Consider the following 20,491-nt stretch of genomic DNA (forward strand, 5'->3'; position numbering starts at 1 on the left):
GGGGTTGGGTGCCGTCGGACATCATGTCACCCATGCGTGGAGCGCCCGGTGTCAACGCCGTCATCCAGGCCCGGTCGACGTCGACCAGGCTGCCCGGCAAGGTGCTGCGCCCGCTGGCCGGCCGCAGTGTGCTGGGCTGGGTCGTCCGGGCCGCGGCGACCGCACCCGGCGTCGACCGGGTGATCGTCGCGACCTCCGCCGACGCCTCGGACGACGCCGTCGCCGCCGAGGCCGCCGCTTGTGGTGCCGCGGTCGTCCGGGGTCCGCTCGACGACGTCCTCGCGCGGTTCGCGCTCGCGCTCGACGAGTACCGGGCGGACGCCGTGATCCGGCTCACCGCCGACTGCCCGCTGCTGGACCCGTCGCTGATCGGCCAGCTCGCGGCGCTCTGGCGGGCCCAGCCGTCACTGGACTACGTCAGCACGACGCTCGTGCGGACGCTGCCGCGCGGGTTCGACGCCGAGCTGGTGCGCGCTTCGGCCTTGGCCGAGCAGGTCGCGACCGCGACGGGTGCGCACCGCGAGCACGTCACGTCGGGCATCTACTCGGAGCCTTCGCGCTATTCGTGCACCGGGATCGTGGTGAGCCCGGCGGCCGACGACCTGCGGGTGACGTTGGACACCGCGGAGGACTGGTCGCTGCTGGAAGCGGTCGTGGCCGAGCTGGGCGACCGCGTCGGCGACTGGCGTGCCGTGGTCGCCCTCCTGCGCTCGCGGCCGGACCTGGTGGCGCTGAACGCCGAGGTCGAGCAGAAGAAGGTCGGTCAGTGAGGCTGCTCCTGCGGGCGGACTCGTCGGCGTCCATCGGCGCCGGGCACATCTCGCGGATGGTCGCCTACGCCGAGCGGGCGGTGGCGCGCGGCTGGGAGGTCGCGTTCGCCGGGAGCACGGCGAACGCCGAATGGCTGGCCGCCCGGTTCGACGAGCTGGCGGTGCCGCGGCTCGGGACGTGGGACGCGTCGGGGTTCGACGCGGTGGTCGTCGACCACTACGGCCTCGGTGACCTGCGCGAAGAGGTCAACGCGGCCGGGGCGAAGCTCGTCTCGATCGAGGACGGCGTGTTCGGCCGCCGGCCCGCCGACGTCGTCGTCGACTCGGGTTTCGCGCCCGGCCCGCGGCCGGACGACGGCTCGGACGTCCTGCTGCGCGGAATCGCTTACGCGCCGTTACGCGACGTCGTCCTGCGCACCCACCGGGTTTCCGCCGCGCCGCCGTTGCACGTCACGGTGGTCCTCGGCGGCGGCACCGAGTGGACGAAGACGGTCGAGCTGCTGCTTCGCGCCCTTCGCGACACGGAGCTGCCGTTCGTGGCGGACGTCCTGGTGCGGGGTGAGCCCGTGCTGCCCACCCTGCGGCCGGACCAGTCGATCCGGGTCGCGGCGCCGAGCCCGGCGTTGCTGGAGTTGTTCGCGGCCACCGATGTTGCCATCAGCGCGGCCGGGGTGACGTTCGTGGAGCTGTGCTGCCTCGGCGTCCCGACGGCGGCCGTGCAACTGGTGGCCAACCAAGAGCAGGGCTACCGGGCCGCGTTGGAGCTGGGCCTGGCAGCCGGCCTGGGCCACGCGGACACCCTCGCTTCCCGGCTGCCGGAGGCGACGATGGTGTTGCGCGAGCTGTTGTCCGACGCGGAGCTCCGGCGTTCGCTGTCGGCGACGGCGTCGGCCACAGTGGACGGTCGAGGCGTCGATCGGGTGCTGGATTCCCTCTGATCGAGGACTCAGCCTGTCCGCGATCGTCCATAGGGTCGTGGCATGACGATCACCCCGTTCCGCATCGACGTCCCGCAGGCCGACCTCGACGACCTCCGCACGCGGCTCGCGAACACCCGCTGGCCCGACCAGCCCGCCGGCGCCGGGTGGCGGCTCGGCGCGCCGGTCGACTACGTGCGTGAGCTCGCGGAGTACTGGCGCGTCGGGTTCGACTGGCGGGCGCAGGAAGCGCGGCTCAACGCCTTCCCGCAGTTCACGACGACCATCGACGGGACGAACGTCCACTTCCTGCACGTGGAGTCCCCGGAACTGGCCGCGACGCCGGTGCTGCTCACCCACGGCTGGCCGGGCTCGATCGTCGAATTCCTCGACGTGATCGGCCCGTTGACGGACCCCCGCGCCTACGGCGGCGACCCGGCGGACGCGCTGCACGTCGTCGTCCCGTCGATCCCCGGCTACGGGTTCTCCGGCCCGACCCCGGTACCGGACTGGGGACCGGACCGGATCGCGCGGGCCTTCGCGGACCTGATGTCCCGCTTGGGTTACGAGCGTTTCGGCGCCCACGGCGGCGACTGGGGCGCGATCATCTCGCGCGAACTGGCGGTCCAGTTCCCGTCGCGAGTGCTGGGCATCCACGTGACGATGCTGGCTTCGGCGGTCGCCCGCGGCGAAGCCGACTTCGAGGGCTTGAGCGGCGCGGAACTCGTTGCGGCACAACGATCTTTGGAGAAGGGCCGCAAGTTCTCGTACGAGGGCACGGGTTACGCGATGATCCAGTCGACGAAGCCGCAGACCCTGGCCTACGGCCTGCACGACTCACCGGCGGGCCAGCTGGCGTGGATCGCGGAGAAGTTCAGGTCGTTCTCGAACACGACAGAGGACCTCATCGACCGCGACGACCTCCTGGCGGACGTCTCGATCTACTGGTTCACCGGCACGGCCAACTCGTCGTCCCGCCTGTACGCGGCGCTGAGCGGAGGCTGGGGAGCACCCCCGTCCCCGAACACGGTCCCAACCGGAGTAGCGGTCTTCCCGGACGACATCGGCCTGCCGATCCGGACATTGGCCGAACGAACGGACAAGATCGTCCACTGGACGGAGTATCCCCGGGGAGGCCACTTCCCGGCACTGGAGGAACCGGACGCCCTGATCGGCGACATCCGGACGTTCTTCCGCTCGCTGCGCTGAAGACCCGAGAGGGACCAGACATCCCCTGCCACTCCCAGGGGGGCGTCCCCACGTCCAGTTTATCGGCACCCCCGACTGAACCCCGCGAAAAGCAGGTTGTCCACAGAGGTTGTCCACAACTCCACGACCCTGTGGACAACTTGCGCCGACCCAGAAACCTAGAGACCCCAGAAAGCCGTGAAGGCCTCCTTCCCGCCCATAAGAGCCGGGAAGGAGGCCTTCACGGACCAAACCTCAGAGGTACTGACCCGTCCCGGAGATCCCCGGCCCGTGGCCCTCGTGCCCCGGTAGCCCCGCAGCCGCCGCCGACGGGCCCGCCGGCAGGCCCCGGCGCATCTGCTCCAGCTGGACCCGCGCCGCCATCTGCTGGGCGAACAGCGCGGTCTGTATTCCGCTGAACAACCCCTCCAGCCAGCCCACCAGCTGGGCCTGCGCGATCCGCAGCTCCGCGTCGGACGGGGTCGAATCATCCGTGAACGGGTGGACCAGGCGGTCCAGTTCGTCGCGCAGTTCCGGGGCCAGCGAGTTCGACAGCTCCTTCACCGAGGTCTGGTGGATCTCGCGCACGCGGTTCCGGGACGCGTCGTCGAGCGGGGCCGCGCGGACCTCCTCCAGGAGCTGCTTGATCATCGTGCCGATCCGCATCACCTTGGCCGGCTCTTCGATCAGCTCGCCGACCGCCTCGGCGTGCTCCGCGCCCTCGAGGGGTTCGCCGTCCGGTCCGACTACCACCACGTGGGGTGAAGATTCTTGGCCGGCGTCACCCGCTGTGCCCGATTCCCGGAAGTTCGGCTCGGTCATGTGCTCCATCCTGGCCCGTGTTCAACACGCTCCGCGACGCCCGCGGGGTGTCCGTGTCCGAGCGTAGCCGCAAACCGCCTTCCCGGTGGTTCTCCACCCAACCCCGGACGCACGGCGAAACCGCACGTCCGTACGGTGTCCCCATGGCGTTCGACGTCGCTCGTATCCGTGGGCTCTTTCCCGCGCTGGGTGACGGCTGGATCCACTTCGACGGCGCCGCCGGAATGCTGGTCCCGGAACAGGTCGCTTCGGCCGTTTCGACGGCGATGCGCGCCCCGGTGTCGGGGCCGGGTGGAGCGTTTCCGGCCTCACAGCGCGCGGAAAGCATCGTGACCGCGGCCCGCAGGGCCGTGGCCGACCTGGTCGGTGCCGACCCGGCCGCCGTCGTGCTCGGCCCCAGCGCGCCGGTGATGCTGCGCCGGCTCTGTGACGCGCTCGCCGAGCGGTGGACGATCGGCGACGAGGTCGTCGTCTCCCGGCTCGACGAGCAGGCCAACCTCGCGCCGTGGCAGCGCGCCGCGAAGCGCGTCGGCGCGGTCGTGCGCTGGGGTGAGATCGACATCGAGACCTGCGAGCTGCCCGCGTGGCAGTACGAGCAGCTCGTCTCGGCGCGCACGAAGGCCGTCGCGGTCACGCTCGCCTCGGGGTCCGTCGGCACCCGGCCGGACGTCCCGACGATCATCGAGTTCGCCAAGCGCGTCGGCGCGCTGGTCGTCGTCGACGCCACGTACGCCGCGCCCTTCCTGCCGCTGGACATCAACGCCCTCGGCGCCGACGTCATGGTCGTGTCCGCGCAGGCCTGGGGCGGCCCCTCGGTGGGCGCGCTGGTGTTCCGCGACCCCGAACTGATCGAACGCATCCCGTCCGTCTCGCTCGACCCGGCGGCGCGCGGCGCGGCCCGGCTCGAGCTGGGCCCGCACGCCTACCCGCTGCTGGCCGGGCTGATCGCGTCGATCGACTACCTCGCGGGCCTCGACGACGCCGCCTCCGGCTCGCGGCGCGAACGACTCGTCACCTCGCTCGGCTCGGCGAAGTCGTACCACGCCGGGCTGCTCGCGCAGCTGTCGACGGAACTGCTGTCGCTGCGGCACATCATGGTCATCGGCAACGCCATGCGCCGGATCCCCGCGCTCGCCTTCGCCGTCGCCGGCAAGAAGGCGCCCGAAGTCGCCGAGTACCTCGCGTCGCAGGGGTTGTGCGCCTTCGCCGACGACGGTGCGGCCGGCGTCTTCGCGTCACTCGGCGTCGGAGAAGTCGGCGGCGCCGTGCGGATCGGCCTCGCCCACTACTCCAACGTCTTCGAGATCAACCAGCTCGTCAGGGTCCTCGAAGAGTTGCGCTAGGACTTCGCGGTCAGCAGGATCTTCCCGAACACGCTGCCCTCTTCCATGGCCCGGTGCGCGGACGCGGCTTCGGCCATCGGGACGACCTGGCCGATGATCGGCTTGACGGCGCCGTCGGAAACGAGCGGCCACAGGCGTTCCCGGACGTCGGCGACGATCGCCGCCTTCTGCTCCAGCGGCCGGAAGCGCAGGCCCGCGGCGTACACCTCGGCCCGCTTGCCGAGCAGCGCGCCGACGTTGAGCTCGCCCCTCACCCCGCCCTGCATGCCGATGATCACGAGCCGCCCGTCGGACTTGAGGGCGTCGACGTTGCGGCCCAGGTAGGACGCGCCCATGTTGTCGAGGATGACGTCCACGCCACCGGTCTCCTCGCGGAGCACCTCGACGAAGTCCTGTTCCTTGTAGTTGATCGTGATGTCGGCGCCGAGCTGGCGGCAGCTTTCGAGCCGCTCCGCCGAGCCGGCGGTGACCGCGACGGTCGCGCCGAGTGCCTTGCCCACCTGGATCGCGTGCGTGCCGATGCCGCCGGCACCGCCGTGGACCAGCAGCACCTCGCCCTCGGCGAGCTTCGCGTGCATCACGACGTTCGCCCACACCGTGCAGGCGACCTCGGGCAGCCCGGCCGCGGTGATCAGGTCGATCTCACCGGGCACCGGCAGCAGCTGCCCGGCCGGGACCACGACCTTCTCCGCGTAGCCGCCGCCGGCGAGCAGCGCGCAGACCTCGTCGCCGACTGCCCAGCCCGCAGTGTCTTCCACGCCCTCACCGAGTTCGGCGATCGTGCCGGAGCACTCGAGGCCGATGGTTTCGCTGGCGCCGGGCGGCGGGGGATAGTGCCCCTGCCGCTGGAGCAGGTCGGCCCGGTTCACGGCGCTCGCCGCGACGTCCAGGAGGACCTCGCCGGCCCCGGGGCGCGGATCCGCGACCTGAGTCCATTCGAGAACGTCCGGCCCACCTGGCTCACGGATGGTGATCGCGTACATGCGTCGACCGTATACCGCTGGGTGGGAGTCCCGCCGAATGACGCATTGACGTACCTCTCATATCGCACAAAAGTGAGCAACCATGTCACTCTTCCGAAAAAGACTCGTCCCGCCGGTGGCTTTGGCCGCCTGCGCGACGCTCGCGCTCGGCCTGACCCCGGCCGCCGCGGCGAACCCGGTCCCCGACGGCCCGGCACTGGCGAAACAGCTCGTCAAGAAGGTCGACGTCAACGGTGTCAACCGGCACCTGATCGCGCTGCAGCGCATCGCCGACACCAACGGCGGCACGCGGGCGGCCAGCACCGACGGCCACAAGAAGTCCGCCGAGTACATCGCCACCAAGCTCGAGGCGGCCGGCTTCCAGGTGACCCGCCAGGAGTTCCCGTTCACCTACGCGGAGACCCTGGCCGAGAAGCTCACCGCGGGCGGCAAAGGCGTGCCGATCATCGCGATGGAGTACACCCCGTCGACCCCGGTCGGCGGCATCACCGCGCCGCTGTCGGTCGTCGCGGTCGACGACACCAGCGGCTGCGAGGCCACCGACTACACCGCCGACGTCGCCGGCAAGATCGCGCTGATCAAGCGCGGCGGCTGCCCGTTCGCCCAGAAGCAGGCGACGGCCGCGGCGGCGGGCGCGATCGGCGCCATCGTCTACAACAACACCGACGGCGACCTGAACGGGACGCTCGGCGACCCGGCCGAGGCGAAGATCCCGACCGGCGGCGTGACCGCGGCCGCGGGCGCGCAGCTGGCCACCCTGGGCGGCCAGTCCGTGACGCTGGAGCTGCGGGCCTTCCAGGAGGCGCGGACCAGCTACAACGTCATCGCCGAGACCAAGTCCGGGCGCAAGGACAACGTCGTGATGCTCGGGTCGCACCTCGACAGCGTCCCGGCCGGCCCCGGCATCAACGACAACGGCACCGGCTCGGCGACCCTGCTCGAGACGGCGCTGCAGCTGGGGAGCAGCCCGAAGGTCAACAACGCCGTCCGCTTCGGGTTCTGGAGCGCGGAGGAGTTCGGCCTGATCGGCTCGACCTACTACGTCGACTCGCTGAGCTTCGAGCAGCAGCTCGACATCGCGCTGTACCTGAACTTCGACATGATCGGCTCGCCGAACGCCGGGTACTTCGCCTACGACGGGGACGACTCCGACGGTGTCGGCGCGGGCTCCGGCCCGTACGGCTCGGCGCAGATCGAGAAGACCTTCGTCGACTACCTGCAGGCCGCGCGGGGCGTGTCCCTCGAGGGCACCGACTTCACCGGCCGCTCGGACTACGGCGAGTTCATCGCCGTCGGCATCCCGGCCGGTGGCCTGGACACCGGCGCCGAGGTCCTGAAGACCCCGGCGCAGGCGGCGAAGTGGGGCGGCACGGCGAACATCGCGTTCGACCCGTGTTACCACCAGGCCTGCGACAACCTGGGCAACATCGACCGGGTCGCGCTGGACCGCAACGCGGACGGCGTCGCCTGGGCCCTCGGCGTCTACGCGACGAGCACCGAAACGATCAACGGCGTCAAGCCGGGCAAGGCGAAGACGGCCAAGCAGAAGGCCGCCGAACGCAGCGGGCAGCGGAACTTCTCCGCGCGCGCTGTCGCGGGTGACCCGCACGCGCTGACGGCCTGAGGACAGGCAGAAGGGGCCGTCCCGAACCCGGGACGGCCCCTTCGTCGCGCCAGGAGTGCCTTAGCCCAGGTTGTTGGTGCCGAAGGTGTCGCAGCGGGCCGGGTCGCCGGTCTGGAAGCCGGTGGTGAACCACTTCTTGCGCTGCGCGGACGTGCCGTGGGTGAACTGCGAGCTGTCCACCTGGCCGCCGCCGAGCTTGGTCTGGATGTAGTCGTCGCCGATCCGGGACGCCGTGTCCAGCGCGGACGCGATGTCGTCCTGCGTGATGTCGACGATCAGCGGCTTGCCGGTGTCGGTCGGCGTGGTCGTCGCGTGGTTGCCCCAGACGCCGGCGTAGCAGTCGGCCTGCAGCTCGAGCCGGACCGAGCCCGACGTCGGGCCGGTGCCGGTGCCCTTCTTGGACGTGCCGAGCAGGTTCTGCACGTGGTGGCCGTACTCGTGGGCGAGCACGTATGCCTCGGTGAACTGGCCGCCCTGCGCGCCGAAGCGCGTCCTTAGCTCGTCGAAGAAGCTCAGGTCGATGTAGACCTTGGAATCGGCCGGGCAGTAGAACGGCCCGGTGTCCGACGTGGCGCTGCCGCAGCCGGTGCGGACGCCGCCGTTGAAGAAGTTCGTCGGCGCCTTCCGGTAGGTCGAACCGGAGCGCGCGAACTGCTGCGCCCAGTAGTCCTGGACGGAGTTGACGATCGCGACGATGGCGCAGTCGTGGTTCTTGTTCGCGTCCGCGCCGGTCTTGCAGGTGCTCGCGAGCTGGGAGTTGTCGACCTGCTGCCCGGAGCCGACGCTGCCGAGCCCGCCGCCGCTGCCCAGGTTCACCGCCCCCGGGTTGATCCCGCCGAGCTGCGAGATCACGAAGTAGATGATCAGCCCGACCACGCCGAGCCCACCACCACCGAGCGCCACGCGGCCGCCGATCCCGCCGCCACCACCACCGCTGCCGCGCATGTCCTGGACTTCGGATGCGTCCAGGCCCGCGTCGTCGTCGAATCTCACGCGGCAGATGGTAGCCGGACACGGTCCTGGGCGCGGCCTTCGCGGCCACGCCCAGGACTTGTACCGAGTTTGTCTCTAGTAGAGCGGCTGGCCGCGTACGGACCGGCGTTCAGGCGCTGTCGCCACGGTTGCTGAGACCGCGGCCTGACACAGGCCCGATCGACGCCGAATGCGTGAACGCATGGAAGCCCGCGCGGTGCTGTTCGCAGTGAGGCCGGTTCGGGCCTCGGTCACGACCGACCCGGTAGGTGTCCGTTCCGGTCGCGGGTACGCAGCTGGCGGTCAACCGCGAAAATCACCCGTCACGCAACCACCTGACCTCTCTGGCGGGGAGCCGGGCCGGCACGTCGCCGTCGTCGCGCCTATACCCTGGCCGACCATCCACCGACAAGCAGAATGCGCCTTTTCGCGCCGAGTCTCAACCTTTTCGTAACCCCACCTTCGGGCGATGTTGCAACGGCATTTTTACCGGCAGACAACTCGGACTCGGACCGCGCGGTCCCTTGATCAACGTTCTACGCTGCCTTATGACCGAGGAGCGGCCTGTGCGGTGGTTGGACGAAGCCGAGTCTGATGCGTGGCGCTCCTACATCGTCGCGACCTTGCGGCTGCGGCAGCGGCTGCACCGCGAGCTGGCCGACCGGCACGACGTCTCGCTGACCGACTACGAGGTGCTGGTCTGCCTGGAGATGCAGCCGGCCCACCGGATGCGGATGACGGAGCTGGCGACCCTGATGGGCTCGACGAAGAGCCGGCTGTCCCACCAGGTCGGCCGCCTCGAGGACGCCGGCGTGGTCCGGCGGGTCCGCGACCCGGAGGACAAGCGCGGCGTCATCACCGAGCTGACGAAGGACGGCGTGGCCCTGCTGGAGTCGGCCGCGCCGACCCACGTGGAAGGGGTGCGCGAGCACCTGATCGACCTGCTGAGCCCCGAAGAACAGGCAACGATCGCCTCAGCCTTCGGCCGGGTGCTGGATCACCTGACCGAGGCGGAGAGCTGACACCGAGCAAACCCCCGACGACGAGCAAACCCCCGACGACGAGCGGGAGTGACGAACGAAGGCGGGCGATAAGCAAAGGCGAGCGATCAGCGAAAGCCGACCCCACGGGGGTCCGGGGGCTCGCCCCCGGCTGGGGTCTGGGGGCTTGGCCCCCAGAGGCAATGGCGGACGCAAGCTCATGTCCGCGCTTTCCGCGGACATGGTCCGCCGACTTGCGGTAGCGGTGGGATTCGAACCCACGGAGAGGTTGCCCCCTCGCATGTTTTCAAGACATGTTCCTTCGGCCGCTCGGACACGCTACCTCTGCTCACGAGGGTAGCCGACGGTGTTTCGGCGTCGGCCAGTCAGCTCCAGGTGAGCGTCAGCGACGCGCCTTGGGCCCGGCCTGCCTCCGCCGCCGGGGTGCGGGTCGACGGGTCCAGCGGGTTCTGGCCGATGGCCGTCACCGAGGCTTCGTCCGGGCCGATCACCGCGACCTCCGCGCCTGCCGCTCGCAGGTCCTCCAGCACGGCAAGCAGCGCTTTTTCCCCCGGCAGCGGCGATTCCAGGCCCAGCGGCGCGACCACCGTGACACGGGTGGCTCCCGCCGCGTAGTCCGCGTTCTCGCCGGAGCGGATGCCGCCGTCTACGTAGCGGCGGCCGTCGATCGTGGTCGGGGGCCAGATGCCGGGGACCGCGCAGCTCGCCGCCACCGCGTCCACCAACGGCACTCCGGACTCGCGGTCGAACAGCCGTGGCTCGCCCGTTTCCGCGTCGACCGCGACCAGGACGATGCGCTGCGCCGGCCAGTCGTGGGACGGCAGCCGCGCGGCGATCACCGCGCGGCGGTCCGCTTCGGGCACCGTTTCGGCGGCGAGCGCCATCTCGCCGACCCGTTGCCGCACCTCGGTGGGTGAGCCGGCGTCCGCGAAGGCCGCGCCGAAGTCCGCGACGAACTTCTCCATGTCGATGTCGGCCGGGATCTCCGGGGTGTGCCGCGCCGGGTCCGCCTGGCGCGCGAAGAGGTCCGCCAGCGTGACGCCGCTGGTGACCTGCGCCGCCACCGTCGCGCCCGCCGACGTGCCGACGATCAGGTCCGCGCCGGTCAGGTCCTGCCCGCGATCGGCCAGCCCGGCCAGCAGGCCCGTCGTCCACGCGATCCCGGCGACCCCGCCGCCACCCAGTACCAAAGCCTGTCCGCTCATGCCGGGCACCCTAACGGGACCCACCGACAATTCCGCGGAATCAGGGCTGGCGCAGCTGCTTCGCGGCGATCCGCGCCCGCACCTCGGGACGGCGCAGCGGCGGCACGGTCGCCGGCGGCTGACGGCGTTCGGGCAGCTGCTGCAGCAGCCTCGTGGTGATCTCGGTGATCTCCGCGACGGCCGCTTCGAACGGCTCGCGCGTGGCGTCCGACAGCGACTGCACGCCGGTCACCTTGCGGACGTACTGCCGGGCCGCGGCCTCGATCTCCTCGTCCGTCGCGGACGGCTGGAGTCCCCGCAGGGTGGTGATGTTTCGGCACATGCCGCCCAGGGTACGACTCGTCGGAGGTCCGGATCACACGGTCGGGTTGGCTGTTCCCGACGTCGTTGACGCTGCTGCCCGCGCTTGGGCAAGGTCGGGGAAGTGCCCCTCAGACCGCGTCCCTTCCGTTCCGCCCGCCCCGAACCCGGCATCCTCGAAGACGGCGTCCAAGACAAGAAGCCGGAAACGCCGATCCCGGAACAGGCCTGGCCCCGCGTGCGGGCCGACGAGCTGGTCACCCTCGTGGCACACGTCTTCGCCGCCCACGGTTTCCCGGAGGCGCGGGCGCGCATCGCCGCCGAAGCGCTCTGCCACGGCGATCTGACCGGTTCCCCCGCGACCGGCGTCGCCGAGCTGACCCGGACCCACCTGCCGTTGCTGAAGAACGGCCACGTCGTGCCGCACGCCGAGCCGCTGATGATCGCCGACCGCGGCGCCGCCGCGCTGCTCGACTACCGGCGCGCGTCCGGCCTCTGGGCCGTCGGCGACGCGATGGACCGCGCGGTGACGCGGGCCGGGCGCTTCGGCGTCGGCATGGTTTCGCTGCGCGGGGTCGGTCCGTTCGGCCGGGCCGGGCACCACGCCGCCCGGGCGCTGCCGCACGCGATGATCGGGCTGGTGCTGGCGGCGGGCGGTGAACCCGGCCAGCCGATGAACCCGCTGGGCATGGCCGCGCCGGGCGGCGCGTACCCGGAGTTCGTCTTCGACATGGACCACCCGGGCCAGGAGGCCGCCGCCGGGTTCACGCTGCTGGTCGAGGTCCTCGCCGGGGTGCTCTCCGGCGTCGCCGACCACGAGCACGACACCGGGCTGCTGGTGCTGGCCATCGCGCCGACGACGCTGCGCAGCGCCGACGGCTTCTACCGCGCGGCGAGCGCGCTGTTCGGCAGCATGCTCGGCTGGGAGGGCGGCGCCCCGATCCGCTACCCCGGCTGGCGCGAGGCCCAGCACCTCGAGCAGTGCCGGGCGCTGGGCGTCCCGCTGGCCGGCCCGGTGCGCCGCGAGCTGGACGCCCTCGCCGCGTCGATCGGGCTGCCGCCGCTCACCAGCGTCGGCTGAGCGGGGGCGGCGGGTCCCTCGGCAGGTGCGGCTTCCGCTGGACGGCGCGACGAGGGTCGACACGCGAGCGGGTGTTCTACCGCGCCTCTGGTCGGGCCCGGTGGGCGGCGAGCTGCGCGCCCTCGCCGGGCGACCGGGCTGCCGCCGCGGACGAACGTGGGCCGCGTCGGGGCGGCGGCTCCTCGGCGGGGTCGGGGTGGGGGCTTTCCGCAGGGCCGCCCGGCGTGGGCGGGCGACCTACCGCGCTTCTGGTGGGGCCGGGTCCACGGCGAACTGCCGCGGCCGACCGACGCCGGGTCAGTGGACCAGGACGACCTTGCCGCGGTCGGGGCCGACGGCCACGATGTCGCCGTCGGTCAGCTGGCGGCCGCGGCGGGTCTCCACCTCGCCGTTGACCGTGACCTCCTCGGCGTCGATCAGGTCCTTGGCGTGGGAGCCGTCTTCGGCGAGGCCGGCGAGCTTGAGGAACTGGCCGAGCCGGATCGGCTCGCCGCTGATGGGTACGTCGACGGGGTCGGTCATACCCGCATCATGCCGGGTCAGGCGCGGGCGGTCGTCTGCCGGTAGAGCGCTTGGACGTCCGTGTCGAAGTAGCTCGAGTACGACGTGTCGGCGTCGTCGCCGCCGTACTCGAACCCGCCGATGACGCCGACGACCGTGCCGAGCCGGGTCCGCGGGTCCTGGCCGACCACCCACGGCCCGCCGCTGGTGCCGGTCGGGAAGCCCGCGCAGTCCACCCTGAGCTGGTAGGTGTCCTGGCGGCTGGTCGTGTTCTGGCAGACCGCGGGGGTCTCGGAGTCGTCCGGGTAGCCGGTCAGCGTGATCGCCTGCTCGAACGATCCGCCGGTGGCCAGGGTGTTCGCGCCGACCAGGCTCTCCAGCGACTTCGTGGTGCCCGCCTGGTGCGCGGTGGCGAAGCCGACGTCGAGGTCCTGGTCCGACGAGTCGCTCCAGCCGGCGGCGACGAGCTCGTCGGACACTGTCCAGAAGCCGTACGGCGCGACCCCGTCGTGGTAGGCGGGCGCGAAGGTGACGCCGGTGAGGTAGTCGCCGCCCTCACCGTCGTGGATGCAGTGGGCGGCGGTCAGCAGCACGTCGCCCTGCTGGCTGTGGACGACACTCGCCGTGCAGTAGTGCGCGCCGTCGACGAACAGCGCGCCGACCGCGGGGCTGGACACCGCGGGCAGGTCCACGGTGGACGCCGGGGTCGCCTCCACCGAAGGCGTGGTCGCGCCCGCGGGCTGGGGACGGCGGGCCACGACGACCACGACGAAGGCCGCGCCGAGCAGCAGAACGGCGGCGAGGGAGAGCAGGACGGCGGGCCGCCGCACGTGCATCGCCTCCTTGTCACTGTCACCCCCGGACTCGTCCAGATCACCATAGGGCGTCGCTCCGACACAATCAGCACACCCACAGCAAGCTCACAGCCGCTAGTATCCGTAACTCGGGAGTAACACCTAACGGGCGGGAGGGCCGATGAAGCAGTTCGCGGACAAGGTCGCGGTGATCACCGGGGCGGGGTCGGGGATCGGCCGGGCGCTGGCGCTCGAGTTCGCCCGGCGGGGTGCCCGGGTCGCGCTCTCCGACGTCAACACCGCGAACGCGGAGGAGACGGCGAAACTCGCCGGCGAGAACGCGCGGGCCTACACCCTCGACGTCGCCGACCGGGCCGCCGTGCTCGCGCACGCCGAGGAGGTCGTGCGCGATTTCGGCGGGGCCAACGTCATCGTGAACAACGCCGGTGTCGCCCTCGGTGCCACCGTCGAAGAGATGACCTTCGAGGATTTCGACTGGCTGATGGGCGTGAACCTCGGCGGTGTCGTGAATGGCACGAAGGCGTTCCTGCCGCACCTGATCGCCTCCGGCGACGGGCACGTCGTGAACATTTCCAGCGTGTTCGGCTTCGTCGGCGTCCCGACGCAGAGCGCGTACAACGCGGCGAAGTTCGCGGTCCGCGGATTCACCGAAGCGCTGCGCGAGGAAATGCTGATCGCGCGCCACCCGGTCGCCGTCAGCTGCGTGCACCCCGGGGGGATCAAGACCAACATCGTGCGCAACGCGCGAAGCATCGCCGACGACCAGGAGAAGGCCGCGGAAGGCTTCGAGCGCATCGCGAAGACGACGCCGGAGAAGGCCGCACAGACGATCCTGCGCGGGATCGAGCGCAAGTCCGCGCGGGTCCTCATCGGACCGGACGCCTACGTGATCGACGCCATCCCGCGGGTGCTCGGTTCCGCCTACCAGCGGCCGCTCGCGATCCTCGCCCGGCTGGGCCTCAAACAGATGGAAAGCTGAAACACTTTCTGACTTTTGCGCCTTTCGGGCGAACGCTCTGGTCCGGGAAGGGAGACCTGGGCCACTCTGGTTCGTTCTTCGCGGCCTGCGAAGATCGTCAACGCGTCACTCAATGGAGTTGCGTTTCTGACAAGGCCGTCTGAAATGGTCCAGAATGCGTGGGGTCCGCGAGCCCCTTACCGGAGGTCCCGATGCCGCGCACCGCACAGCGCAGTGCGACCCGTTCGTCCAGCGACCCCGCCGCGGTCGAGCTGCTGGATCGCACCGGCATCATCGCGGCCAGCCTGCCCAAGCGGCGCCGCACGGACGACGACCTGCCCGAGCTCGCCGAGCCGATCTACACCCGGCCGCCGGTGTGCGACCAGGACCTGCGCCCGAAGTCGGTGGTGATCCGCCGCCGCGCCCGCACCTGGCTCGGCACCGGCGCCGCGGCGCTGCTCGTCGCGGCCGGCTGGGTCGCTGGCGGCCTGCTGGGCGGGAGCATGTTCACGCAGACGCCGCCGGACGACGTCGCACAGGTCGACCCGCGGCCCGCCGTCGCGGCCGCCCCCGCGTCGCCACCACAACCGCAACCACAGCCCCAGGCGCCGGCCGTCACGCCGCCGCCCACCACCGTCTACGTGCCGGTGCCCGCGAAGCAGGAAGCGCCGAAACGCGTTCAGGTGCAGGCGAAGGGCCAGCCGAAGAAGACGCCCGCGGAAGTGGACGTGCCGCGCGTCGACCTCCCGTCGTCGACGACCCCGCCGCCCACCACCAACCCGGTCCAGGCCTGGGTGAACGCCGCGGAAAGCATGATGCAGCAGTACCAGTACGGCTCCGGCCGCTGAGTCAGGCGCCCGACCAGCGGTATTCGTGCTCCGGGCGGCCGGTGGCGCCGTAGCGCAGCCGCATCTGGACCGTGCCCGACTCGGCCAGCGCCGTCAGGTACCGCTGCGCCGTCGCGCGCGCCATGCCCAGCTCCCCGGCGACCTCCGCCGCCGACAGCGGCCGCCCCGCGCGCCGCAGCTGCTCCGAGACCAGCCGTGACGTCGCCGTCGACTGGCCCTTCGGCGCGGACGTCCGGTCCTGGTCGTGCAGCACCCGGTACGCGCGGTCGACGTCGTCCTGGCCGAAGGCGCGCCCTTCGGCCAGCAGGCCGCGGAACCGCGCGTACGACGTCAGCCGCTCGGCCAGCTGCCGCGTGGTGAACGGCTTGATCAGGTAGTTCAGCGCGCCGGCCCGGATCGCCGCGGCCACCGACGCGCTGTCGGTCGCCGCGGACAGCACGATGGTGTCGGTCTGCAGCTCCGGCAGCACGGCGAGGCCGGACTCGTCGGGCAGGTAGACGTCGAGCAGCACCAGGTCGGGCGTCAGCTCGCGCACCCGGGCCCGCGCCTCGGCCGCGGTGTGCGCGGTGCCGACCACCGCGAAGCCGTCGACCTCCTCGACGAACCCGGCGTGCACCCCGGCGACCCGGAAGTCGTCGTCCACGATGAGCGTGCGGATCATCCGTCCTCCGTCAGCATTCCGGGCAGTTTGGCGACGAACAGCGCGCCCGTCTCGCCTTCGCCGGCGTCGGCCAGCCAGACGTCGCCGCCGTGCGCCCGCGCGGCCTGGCGGGCCAGCGCGAGCCCGAGTCCGTGCCCGGGCGCGATCTTCGTCGAGACGCCTTCGTCGAACAACGTGCGGCGCAGGTCGGCCGGCACGCCCGGCCCACTGTCCACAACGGACACGTGCAGCGTGGTGCCGTCGGTGAGCAGCCCGATCTCGACGGTCGCCGGGCGCCGCGGGCCCATCCGCGCGGCGTGCAGCGCGTTGTCCACGAGGTTGCCGATCACGGTGTTGGCGGCGATCGGGTCGGTCACCGTCGTCGGCACCCAGGTGTCGTCGGCCAGCTTGAGCGTGAGGCCCTTTTCCTGCGCCTGCTCGGTTTTCGCGACCAGGAGCGCCTGCAGGTACGGGTCGGCGACGGCGTCGCCCAGCTCACTGGGGTGCGCCGACGGCGAGTCCGTGAGCGTCTGCAGGTATTCGACGGCCTCGGTGTGGTGGCCGAGCTGCAGCAGCCCGTAGAGCGTGTGCAGCCGGTTCGCGAACTCGTGGCGTTGCGCGCGCAGGCCGTCGGACAGCGACCGGATGCCGTCCAGCTCGCGGGTGAGCGTGTCGAGGTCGGTGCGGTCGCGGAAGGTCAGCACGGTGCCGATCGGCCGGTCGTCCAGGCGTACCGCCCGGGAGTTGATCACCAGGACGCGGTTGCCGGCCACCGCCAGCAGGTTGTCCACCGGCCGCCCTTCGGCGACGGCCTTGTGCACGCGCGGCGAAAGCTCGAGCTCGGCCATCGCCGCGCCGATCGGGAGCTCGGTGCCGAGCAGGCGTTCGGCCTCGTCGTTGCGCACGGAGACGCGGTGCGCCTCGTCGACGGCCAGCACGCCCTCGCCGATCCCGTGCAGCACGGCTTCGCGTTCGTAGAGCAGCTCGGTGAGTTCGTGCGGCTCGAGGCCGTGCGTGACGCGCCGCAGCCGCCGGTTGAGCAGCGCCGACGCGCCCGCGCCGAGCAGCAGCGCGCCGCCCGCGAACAGCAGCGTGACGACGAGCAGCCGGTTGAAGTCGCCGGTCGGGTCGCCGACCTCGAAGCCGACGCTCACCTCGCCGACCACGCGTTGTCCCTGCCAGATCGGGGTCTTGCTGCGCACCGACAGCCCGAGCGTGCCGTTCTGCACCGCGCTGACCTCGTCCTGCCCGGCCAGCGCCAGCTCCGGGGAGGTGCTCACCCGCTGGCCGATCAGGCTCGTCGTCGGGTGGGCGAGCCGGATGCCCTGGTCGTCGGTGATCACCACGAACAACGCGTCGTTGACCTTCGTGACCGCCAGGACGCGGTCTTCGAGCGGGCCGCCGGGGACCTTCGCGGCCGCGTTCGCGACCACCACCGGGTCGGCGGCCACGGACTTCGCGATGGCCAGCGCCCGGCGGCCGTACTGGTCGTTGAGGGTGCTCCGCAGCAGCACGCTGACCAGCGCGACGCCGAGCCCGACGACGAGGACGACCACGCCGATCTGCAGCAGCAGCACCTGCCTGCTGAACCGCATCCGCGGGAAGAGCGCCCACTTTGGCATGGCTGGGAACATACCCCCAGCTCACGGGCGTGCGCTAAATGAGCAAAACATGCATAACGCGCAGCGGCGACGCAGAACGTCGACAAGCTTCACCTGGCCGCCACACGTACTTAACGTGCCTTCCAGCGTGATCCCCACCACGTGACGAAGGAGTCACCTCCCCATGGTTCCCCCACTGATCGAACTCACCGGAGCCACCAAACGGTTCCCGAGCGGGTCCGGTTCCGTGCACACGGCCGTCCGCGACCTGACCATGACCGTCCAGCCCGGCGAGTTCGTCGCCGTCGTCGGCCCCACCGGCTGCGGCAAGTCGACGACGCTCTCGCTGGTCTCCGGGCTCCAGCCGCCGTCCGCGGGGCGGGTGCAGGTGAACGGGGCCGACGTGAAGTCCATTCCGGACGGTGTCGGCTACATGTTCCAGACCGACGCCGTGATGCCGTGGCGGTCGGTGCTGGACAACGTCGCGTCGGGGCCGCGCTTCCGCGGGGTGCCGAAGGCCGAGGCTCGCGCGCAGGCCGTCGACTGGATCGCCCGGGTCGGGCTCGCCGGGTTCGAGAAGTACTACCCCCACCAGCTCTCCGGCGGCATGCGCAAGCGCGTCGCGCTGGCCCAGACGCTCGTCACCAAGCCGAAGATCATGCTGATGGACGAGCCGTTCTCGGCGCTGGACGTGCAGACCCGCGCGCTCATGCAGGACGAGCTGCTGCGGCTGTGGTCCGGTTCGGGGGCCGCGGTGATCTTCGTGACCCACGACCTGGACGAGGCGATCGCGCTGGCGGACAAGGTCGTCGTGCTGACGTCGTCGCCGGCCACCGTGAAGGACGTCTTCGAGATTCCCCTGGAGCGCCCGCGCAAGGTCGAGGAGCTGCGGCTCACCGAGGAGTTCCGCAAGCTGTACGCCGACATCTGGGAATCGCTGCGCAGCGAGGTCGACAAGGCCCGCGAGAAGGGAGCGAGCAATGTCGCTTGACACCCCGGCGGTGAACACGAACCCGTTGCCGGTCCTCGAGACCGAGCAGGACATCATGGCCCGCGCCAAGCAGACCTCCTCGCGCCGCAAGCGCAACATCTGGCTGCTGCGCCTGGCGATCGTCGTCGTCTGGCTGGGCAGCTGGGAGCTGACCGCGACCTACTGGATCGACCCGTTCTTCTACTCGAAGCCGTCGAACATCTGGCAGCGGCTGGTCGAGTGGTTCAGCACCGGGACCGACTTCGGTTCGATCTGGTACAACATCTTCACCACCGTCGAGGAAGCCGTGCTGGGCTTCGTCATCGGCGCGATCGCCGGGGTCGTGCTCGGGGTCATCCTGGGCCGCAGTGAGTACTTCGCGCAGGTGCTCGCGCCGTTCATCAAGGCCGCCAACGCCCTGCCGCGCATCGTGCTCGCCGCGCTGTTCGTGATCTGGTTCGGTCTCGGGCTGTCGTCGAAGGTCGCGACCGTCGTCGTGCTCGTGTTCTTCGCGGTGTTCTTCAACGCTTTCACCGGCGCTCGCGAGGTGGACCGCAACCTGATCGACAACGCCCGCATCCTGGGCGCGACGCGCGGCCAGGTGCTGAAGTCGATCGTGCTGCCCAGCGCGACGTCGTGGATCCTTTCCTCGCTGCACGTCGCGTTCGGCTTCGCGCTGATCGGCGCGGTCGTCGGCGAGTACACCGGCGCCAAGGCCGGCATGGGCTTCCTGATCAGCAACGCGCAGGGCACGTTCGACACCGCCGGGGTGTACGCCGGGATGCTGATCATCACCGTCGTCGCGCTGCTGGCCGAATGGGGCATCGGCACCCTGGAACGCCGCCTGCTGCGCTGGCGGCCGAACGTCGGCGCCCAGGCGCAGGGGATCTGACATGGGTCTCAAGAGGACACTCGCGATCGCGGCCGCGCTGGCCGTCACCGCGGGCGGGGTGACCGCCTGCCGCGACTCGCGCTCGATCGACTTCGGGGACGGCGGCCGGCCGCACGTCAAGATCATGGTCGGCGGCCTGTCCAAGGTGATCTACCTGCCGGCGCAGCTCGCGCAGCAGCTCGGCGAGTACCAGAAGCAGGGCGTCGACGTCGAGCTGTTCGACCAGCCGTCCGGGGCCAACGCGGAGACGTCGCTGCTGGCCGGCGAGGTGCAGGGGGTGGTCGGGTTCTACGACCACACGATCGACCTGCAGGCCAAGGAGCAGTGCATCCAGAGCGTCGTGCAGTTCGCGAACGTGCCGGGCGAGGCGGAAATGGTCGCCACGGCCAAGGCCGGCGAGGTCAAGTCCGGCAAGGACTTCAAGGGCCGCACGCTCGGCGTGACGTCGCTCGGCTCGTCGACGGACTTCCTGACCAAGGCGCTCGCGCAGCGCGGCGGCGTCAGCTCGAAGGACTACACGCCGTACAAGGCGGGCGCCGGGCAGACGTTCATCACCGCGCTGAACCAGGGCACGATCGACGCCGGGATGACGACCGACCCGACGATCGCCCAGCTGACGAACACCGGCCAGGCCAAGGTGCTTTACGACATGCGCACGGTCGAGGGCACCAAAGCCGCTTTGGGCGGGTTGTACCCGGCGAGCTCGTTGTACATGAGCTGCACCATCGTCGAGCGTTATCCCGACATCGTGCAGAAACTCGCGAACGCGTATGTCGCGTCCCTGAACTGGCTTTCGAAGCACACTCCAGAGGACGTCGCGGCGATCATGCCGCCGTCGTTCGCCGGCGGGGACAAGGCGCTGTACGTGAAGTCGCTCAAGGACAGCCTGCCGATGTTCACCAAGGACGGCCGGATGGACCAGGCCGGCGCGCAGAACGTCCTGAAGGTGCTGGGTGACTCGTCCAGCAACGTCAAGCCGAAGAAGGACAAGATCGACCTGTCGAAGACGTACACCACGAAGTTCGTGGACGCGGCGCACGCGCAGGCCGCTCAGTAGGCC

At 70.9% G+C, this 20,491-nt stretch carries 21 protein-coding genes and 1 tRNA gene; 12 read left to right on the top strand and 10 right to left on the bottom strand.

Annotated features, from left to right (window positions below; genetic code table 11):
* Positions 1-23: 23 nt before the first annotated feature.
* Genes ACGFMK_RS02795 through ACGFMK_RS02805 form a run of 3 tightly spaced genes read left to right on the top strand, consistent with a single transcriptional unit; the run spans position 24 to position 2,896 of the window.
* The gene (locus tag ACGFMK_RS02795; RefSeq protein ID WP_392757765.1) at positions 24-770 is read left to right on the top strand and encodes a cytidylyltransferase domain-containing protein; all 747 of its coding nucleotides are present in this window, start codon (positions 24-26) and stop codon (positions 768-770) included.
* The gene (locus ACGFMK_RS02800) at positions 767-1,708 is read left to right on the top strand and encodes a spore coat protein (protein ID WP_392757767.1); all 942 of its coding nucleotides are present in this window, start codon (positions 767-769) and stop codon (positions 1,706-1,708) included. Before ACGFMK_RS02795 ends, ACGFMK_RS02800 begins: the two co-directional genes overlap by 4 nt.
* Before the next feature lie 42 nt (positions 1,709-1,750).
* The gene (locus ACGFMK_RS02805) at positions 1,751-2,896 is read left to right on the top strand and encodes an epoxide hydrolase family protein (protein ID WP_392757769.1); all 1,146 of its coding nucleotides are present in this window, start codon (positions 1,751-1,753) and stop codon (positions 2,894-2,896) included.
* A 234-nt stretch (positions 2,897-3,130) separates the two neighbouring features.
* Here the strand turns inward: ACGFMK_RS02805 and ACGFMK_RS02810 are convergent, their stop codons facing one another.
* Positions 3,131-3,706, bottom strand: a complete 576-nt coding sequence (locus ACGFMK_RS02810; protein ID WP_392757771.1) for a bacterial proteasome activator family protein — start codon at positions 3,704-3,706, stop codon at positions 3,131-3,133.
* A 134-nt stretch (positions 3,707-3,840) separates the two neighbouring features.
* Between ACGFMK_RS02810 and ACGFMK_RS02815 the strand changes: the two genes are divergently transcribed.
* Entirely contained in the window at positions 3,841-5,040 is a 1,200-nt protein-coding gene (locus tag ACGFMK_RS02815; protein ID WP_392757774.1) for a cysteine desulfurase-like protein, read from the top strand.
* On the opposite strand, the gene ACGFMK_RS02820 is transcribed toward ACGFMK_RS02815, so the two are convergent.
* Positions 5,037-6,023 carry an NAD(P)H-quinone oxidoreductase gene (locus ACGFMK_RS02820; protein ID WP_392757776.1) on the bottom strand — a complete coding sequence of 329 codons (987 nt, stop codon included), beginning with the start codon at positions 6,021-6,023 and terminating at the stop codon, positions 5,037-5,039. The genes ACGFMK_RS02815 and ACGFMK_RS02820 overlap by 4 nt on opposite strands.
* A gap of 82 nt (positions 6,024-6,105) precedes the next feature.
* On the opposite strand from ACGFMK_RS02820, the gene ACGFMK_RS02825 reads away from it, so the two are divergent.
* A complete protein-coding gene (locus ACGFMK_RS02825; RefSeq protein ID WP_392757780.1) occupies positions 6,106-7,647 on the top strand; it encodes a M28 family metallopeptidase in 1,542 nt (513 codons plus the stop codon).
* 60 nt (positions 7,648-7,707) lie between these two features.
* On the opposite strand, the gene ACGFMK_RS02830 is transcribed toward ACGFMK_RS02825, so the two are convergent.
* Positions 7,708-8,640, bottom strand: a complete 933-nt coding sequence (locus ACGFMK_RS02830; RefSeq protein ID WP_392757783.1) for a neutral zinc metallopeptidase — start codon at positions 8,638-8,640, stop codon at positions 7,708-7,710.
* A gap of 545 nt (positions 8,641-9,185) precedes the next feature.
* On the opposite strand from ACGFMK_RS02830, the gene ACGFMK_RS02835 reads away from it, so the two are divergent.
* Positions 9,186-9,641 carry a MarR family winged helix-turn-helix transcriptional regulator gene (locus ACGFMK_RS02835; protein ID WP_392757787.1) on the top strand — a complete coding sequence of 152 codons (456 nt, stop codon included), beginning with the start codon at positions 9,186-9,188 and terminating at the stop codon, positions 9,639-9,641.
* A gap of 215 nt (positions 9,642-9,856) precedes the next feature.
* Here the strand turns inward: ACGFMK_RS02835 and ACGFMK_RS02840 are convergent.
* From ACGFMK_RS02840 to ACGFMK_RS02850, 3 genes are all read right to left on the bottom strand, one after another.
* A tRNA-Ser gene (locus ACGFMK_RS02840) sits at positions 9,857-9,943 on the bottom strand.
* A gap of 42 nt (positions 9,944-9,985) precedes the next feature.
* Positions 9,986-10,825 (bottom strand): patatin-like phospholipase family protein, encoded by an 840-nt coding sequence (locus tag ACGFMK_RS02845; RefSeq protein ID WP_392757790.1) that lies wholly within the window; start codon positions 10,823-10,825, stop codon positions 9,986-9,988.
* A 40-nt stretch (positions 10,826-10,865) separates the two neighbouring features.
* A complete protein-coding gene (locus ACGFMK_RS02850) occupies positions 10,866-11,147 on the bottom strand; it encodes a DUF2277 domain-containing protein (RefSeq protein WP_323328955.1) in 282 nt (93 codons plus the stop codon).
* A 102-nt stretch (positions 11,148-11,249) separates the two neighbouring features.
* On the opposite strand from ACGFMK_RS02850, the gene ACGFMK_RS02855 reads away from it, so the two are divergent.
* Positions 11,250-12,206 (top strand): Ldh family oxidoreductase, encoded by a 957-nt coding sequence (locus ACGFMK_RS02855; protein WP_392757794.1) that lies wholly within the window; start codon positions 11,250-11,252, stop codon positions 12,204-12,206.
* Between the two features lie 297 nt (positions 12,207-12,503).
* On the opposite strand, the gene ACGFMK_RS02860 is transcribed toward ACGFMK_RS02855, so the two are convergent.
* Entirely contained in the window at positions 12,504-12,728 is a 225-nt protein-coding gene (locus ACGFMK_RS02860; RefSeq protein WP_392757797.1) for an RNA-binding S4 domain-containing protein, read from the bottom strand.
* 17 nt (positions 12,729-12,745) lie between these two features.
* Positions 12,746-13,543 carry a trypsin-like serine peptidase gene (locus ACGFMK_RS02865; protein ID WP_392757800.1) on the bottom strand — a complete coding sequence of 266 codons (798 nt, stop codon included), beginning with the start codon at positions 13,541-13,543 and terminating at the stop codon, positions 12,746-12,748.
* A 139-nt stretch (positions 13,544-13,682) separates the two neighbouring features.
* Between ACGFMK_RS02865 and ACGFMK_RS02870 the strand changes: the two genes are divergently transcribed.
* The gene (locus ACGFMK_RS02870) at positions 13,683-14,501 is read left to right on the top strand and encodes an SDR family oxidoreductase (RefSeq protein WP_392757802.1); all 819 of its coding nucleotides are present in this window, start codon (positions 13,683-13,685) and stop codon (positions 14,499-14,501) included.
* A 191-nt stretch (positions 14,502-14,692) separates the two neighbouring features.
* Positions 14,693-15,328 (top strand): hypothetical protein, encoded by a 636-nt coding sequence (locus tag ACGFMK_RS02875; RefSeq protein ID WP_392757804.1) that lies wholly within the window; start codon positions 14,693-14,695, stop codon positions 15,326-15,328.
* 1 nt (position 15,329) lies between these two features.
* Here ACGFMK_RS02875 and ACGFMK_RS02880 read toward each other — a convergent pair whose 3' ends face one another.
* Complete coding sequence (locus tag ACGFMK_RS02880) at positions 15,330-15,989, bottom strand: response regulator (RefSeq protein WP_392757806.1); 660 nt, start codon at positions 15,987-15,989, stop codon at positions 15,330-15,332.
* Positions 15,986-17,563, bottom strand: coding sequence for an ATP-binding protein (locus tag ACGFMK_RS02885; RefSeq protein ID WP_392758599.1), 1,578 nt, complete (start codon positions 17,561-17,563; stop codon positions 15,986-15,988). The genes ACGFMK_RS02880 and ACGFMK_RS02885 overlap by 4 nt, the downstream gene beginning before the upstream one ends.
* 190 nt (positions 17,564-17,753) lie before the next feature.
* Between ACGFMK_RS02885 and ACGFMK_RS02890 the strand changes: the two genes are divergently transcribed.
* The 3 genes from ACGFMK_RS02890 to ACGFMK_RS02900 are packed head-to-tail and all read left to right on the top strand — an operon-like array spanning position 17,754 to position 20,488.
* Entirely contained in the window at positions 17,754-18,560 is an 807-nt protein-coding gene (locus ACGFMK_RS02890) for an ABC transporter ATP-binding protein (RefSeq protein ID WP_323328968.1), read from the top strand.
* Complete coding sequence (locus ACGFMK_RS02895; protein WP_392757808.1) at positions 18,550-19,431, top strand: ABC transporter permease; 882 nt, start codon at positions 18,550-18,552, stop codon at positions 19,429-19,431. Before ACGFMK_RS02890 ends, ACGFMK_RS02895 begins: the two co-directional genes overlap by 11 nt.
* A gap of 1 nt (position 19,432) precedes the next feature.
* The gene (locus ACGFMK_RS02900) at positions 19,433-20,488 is read left to right on the top strand and encodes an ABC transporter substrate-binding protein (protein ID WP_392757811.1); all 1,056 of its coding nucleotides are present in this window, start codon (positions 19,433-19,435) and stop codon (positions 20,486-20,488) included.
* Positions 20,489-20,491 lie beyond the last annotated feature (3 nt).

It is taken from the genome of Amycolatopsis sp. NPDC049252, from assembly GCF_043197175.1.
GTDB lineage: Bacteria > Actinomycetota > Actinomycetes > Mycobacteriales > Pseudonocardiaceae > Amycolatopsis.

Excerpts from the sequence above, each read along its gene's own strand:
- ACGFMK_RS02795 (WP_392757765.1), top strand. The coding sequence starts at position 24 with ATGTCACCCATGCGTGGAGCGCCCGGTGTCAACGCCGTCATCCAGGCC.
- ACGFMK_RS02805 (WP_392757769.1), top strand. The coding sequence starts at position 1,751 with ATGACGATCACCCCGTTCCGCATCGACGTCCCGCAGGCCGACCTCGAC.
- ACGFMK_RS02810 (WP_392757771.1), bottom strand. The coding sequence starts at position 3,706 with ATGGAGCACATGACCGAGCCGAACTTCCGGGAATCGGGCACAGCGGGT.
- ACGFMK_RS02815 (WP_392757774.1), top strand. The coding sequence starts at position 3,841 with ATGGCGTTCGACGTCGCTCGTATCCGTGGGCTCTTTCCCGCGCTGGGT.
- ACGFMK_RS02820 (WP_392757776.1), bottom strand. The coding sequence starts at position 6,023 with ATGTACGCGATCACCATCCGTGAGCCAGGTGGGCCGGACGTTCTCGAA.
- ACGFMK_RS02825 (WP_392757780.1), top strand. The coding sequence starts at position 6,106 with ATGTCACTCTTCCGAAAAAGACTCGTCCCGCCGGTGGCTTTGGCCGCC.
- ACGFMK_RS02845 (WP_392757790.1), bottom strand. The coding sequence starts at position 10,825 with ATGAGCGGACAGGCTTTGGTACTGGGTGGCGGCGGGGTCGCCGGGATC.
- ACGFMK_RS02850 (WP_323328955.1), bottom strand. The coding sequence starts at position 11,147 with ATGTGCCGAAACATCACCACCCTGCGGGGACTCCAGCCGTCCGCGACG.
- ACGFMK_RS02860 (WP_392757797.1), bottom strand. The coding sequence starts at position 12,728 with ATGACCGACCCCGTCGACGTACCCATCAGCGGCGAGCCGATCCGGCTC.
- ACGFMK_RS02865 (WP_392757800.1), bottom strand. The coding sequence starts at position 13,543 with ATGCACGTGCGGCGGCCCGCCGTCCTGCTCTCCCTCGCCGCCGTTCTG.
- ACGFMK_RS02870 (WP_392757802.1), top strand. The coding sequence starts at position 13,683 with ATGAAGCAGTTCGCGGACAAGGTCGCGGTGATCACCGGGGCGGGGTCG.
- ACGFMK_RS02875 (WP_392757804.1), top strand. The coding sequence starts at position 14,693 with ATGCCGCGCACCGCACAGCGCAGTGCGACCCGTTCGTCCAGCGACCCC.
- ACGFMK_RS02880 (WP_392757806.1), bottom strand. The coding sequence starts at position 15,989 with ATGATCCGCACGCTCATCGTGGACGACGACTTCCGGGTCGCCGGGGTG.
- ACGFMK_RS02885 (WP_392758599.1), bottom strand. The coding sequence starts at position 17,563 with ATGCGGTTCAGCAGGCAGGTGCTGCTGCTGCAGATCGGCGTGGTCGTC.
- ACGFMK_RS02890 (WP_323328968.1), top strand. The coding sequence starts at position 17,754 with ATGGTTCCCCCACTGATCGAACTCACCGGAGCCACCAAACGGTTCCCG.
- ACGFMK_RS02895 (WP_392757808.1), top strand. The coding sequence starts at position 18,550 with ATGTCGCTTGACACCCCGGCGGTGAACACGAACCCGTTGCCGGTCCTC.
- ACGFMK_RS02900 (WP_392757811.1), top strand. The coding sequence starts at position 19,433 with ATGGGTCTCAAGAGGACACTCGCGATCGCGGCCGCGCTGGCCGTCACC.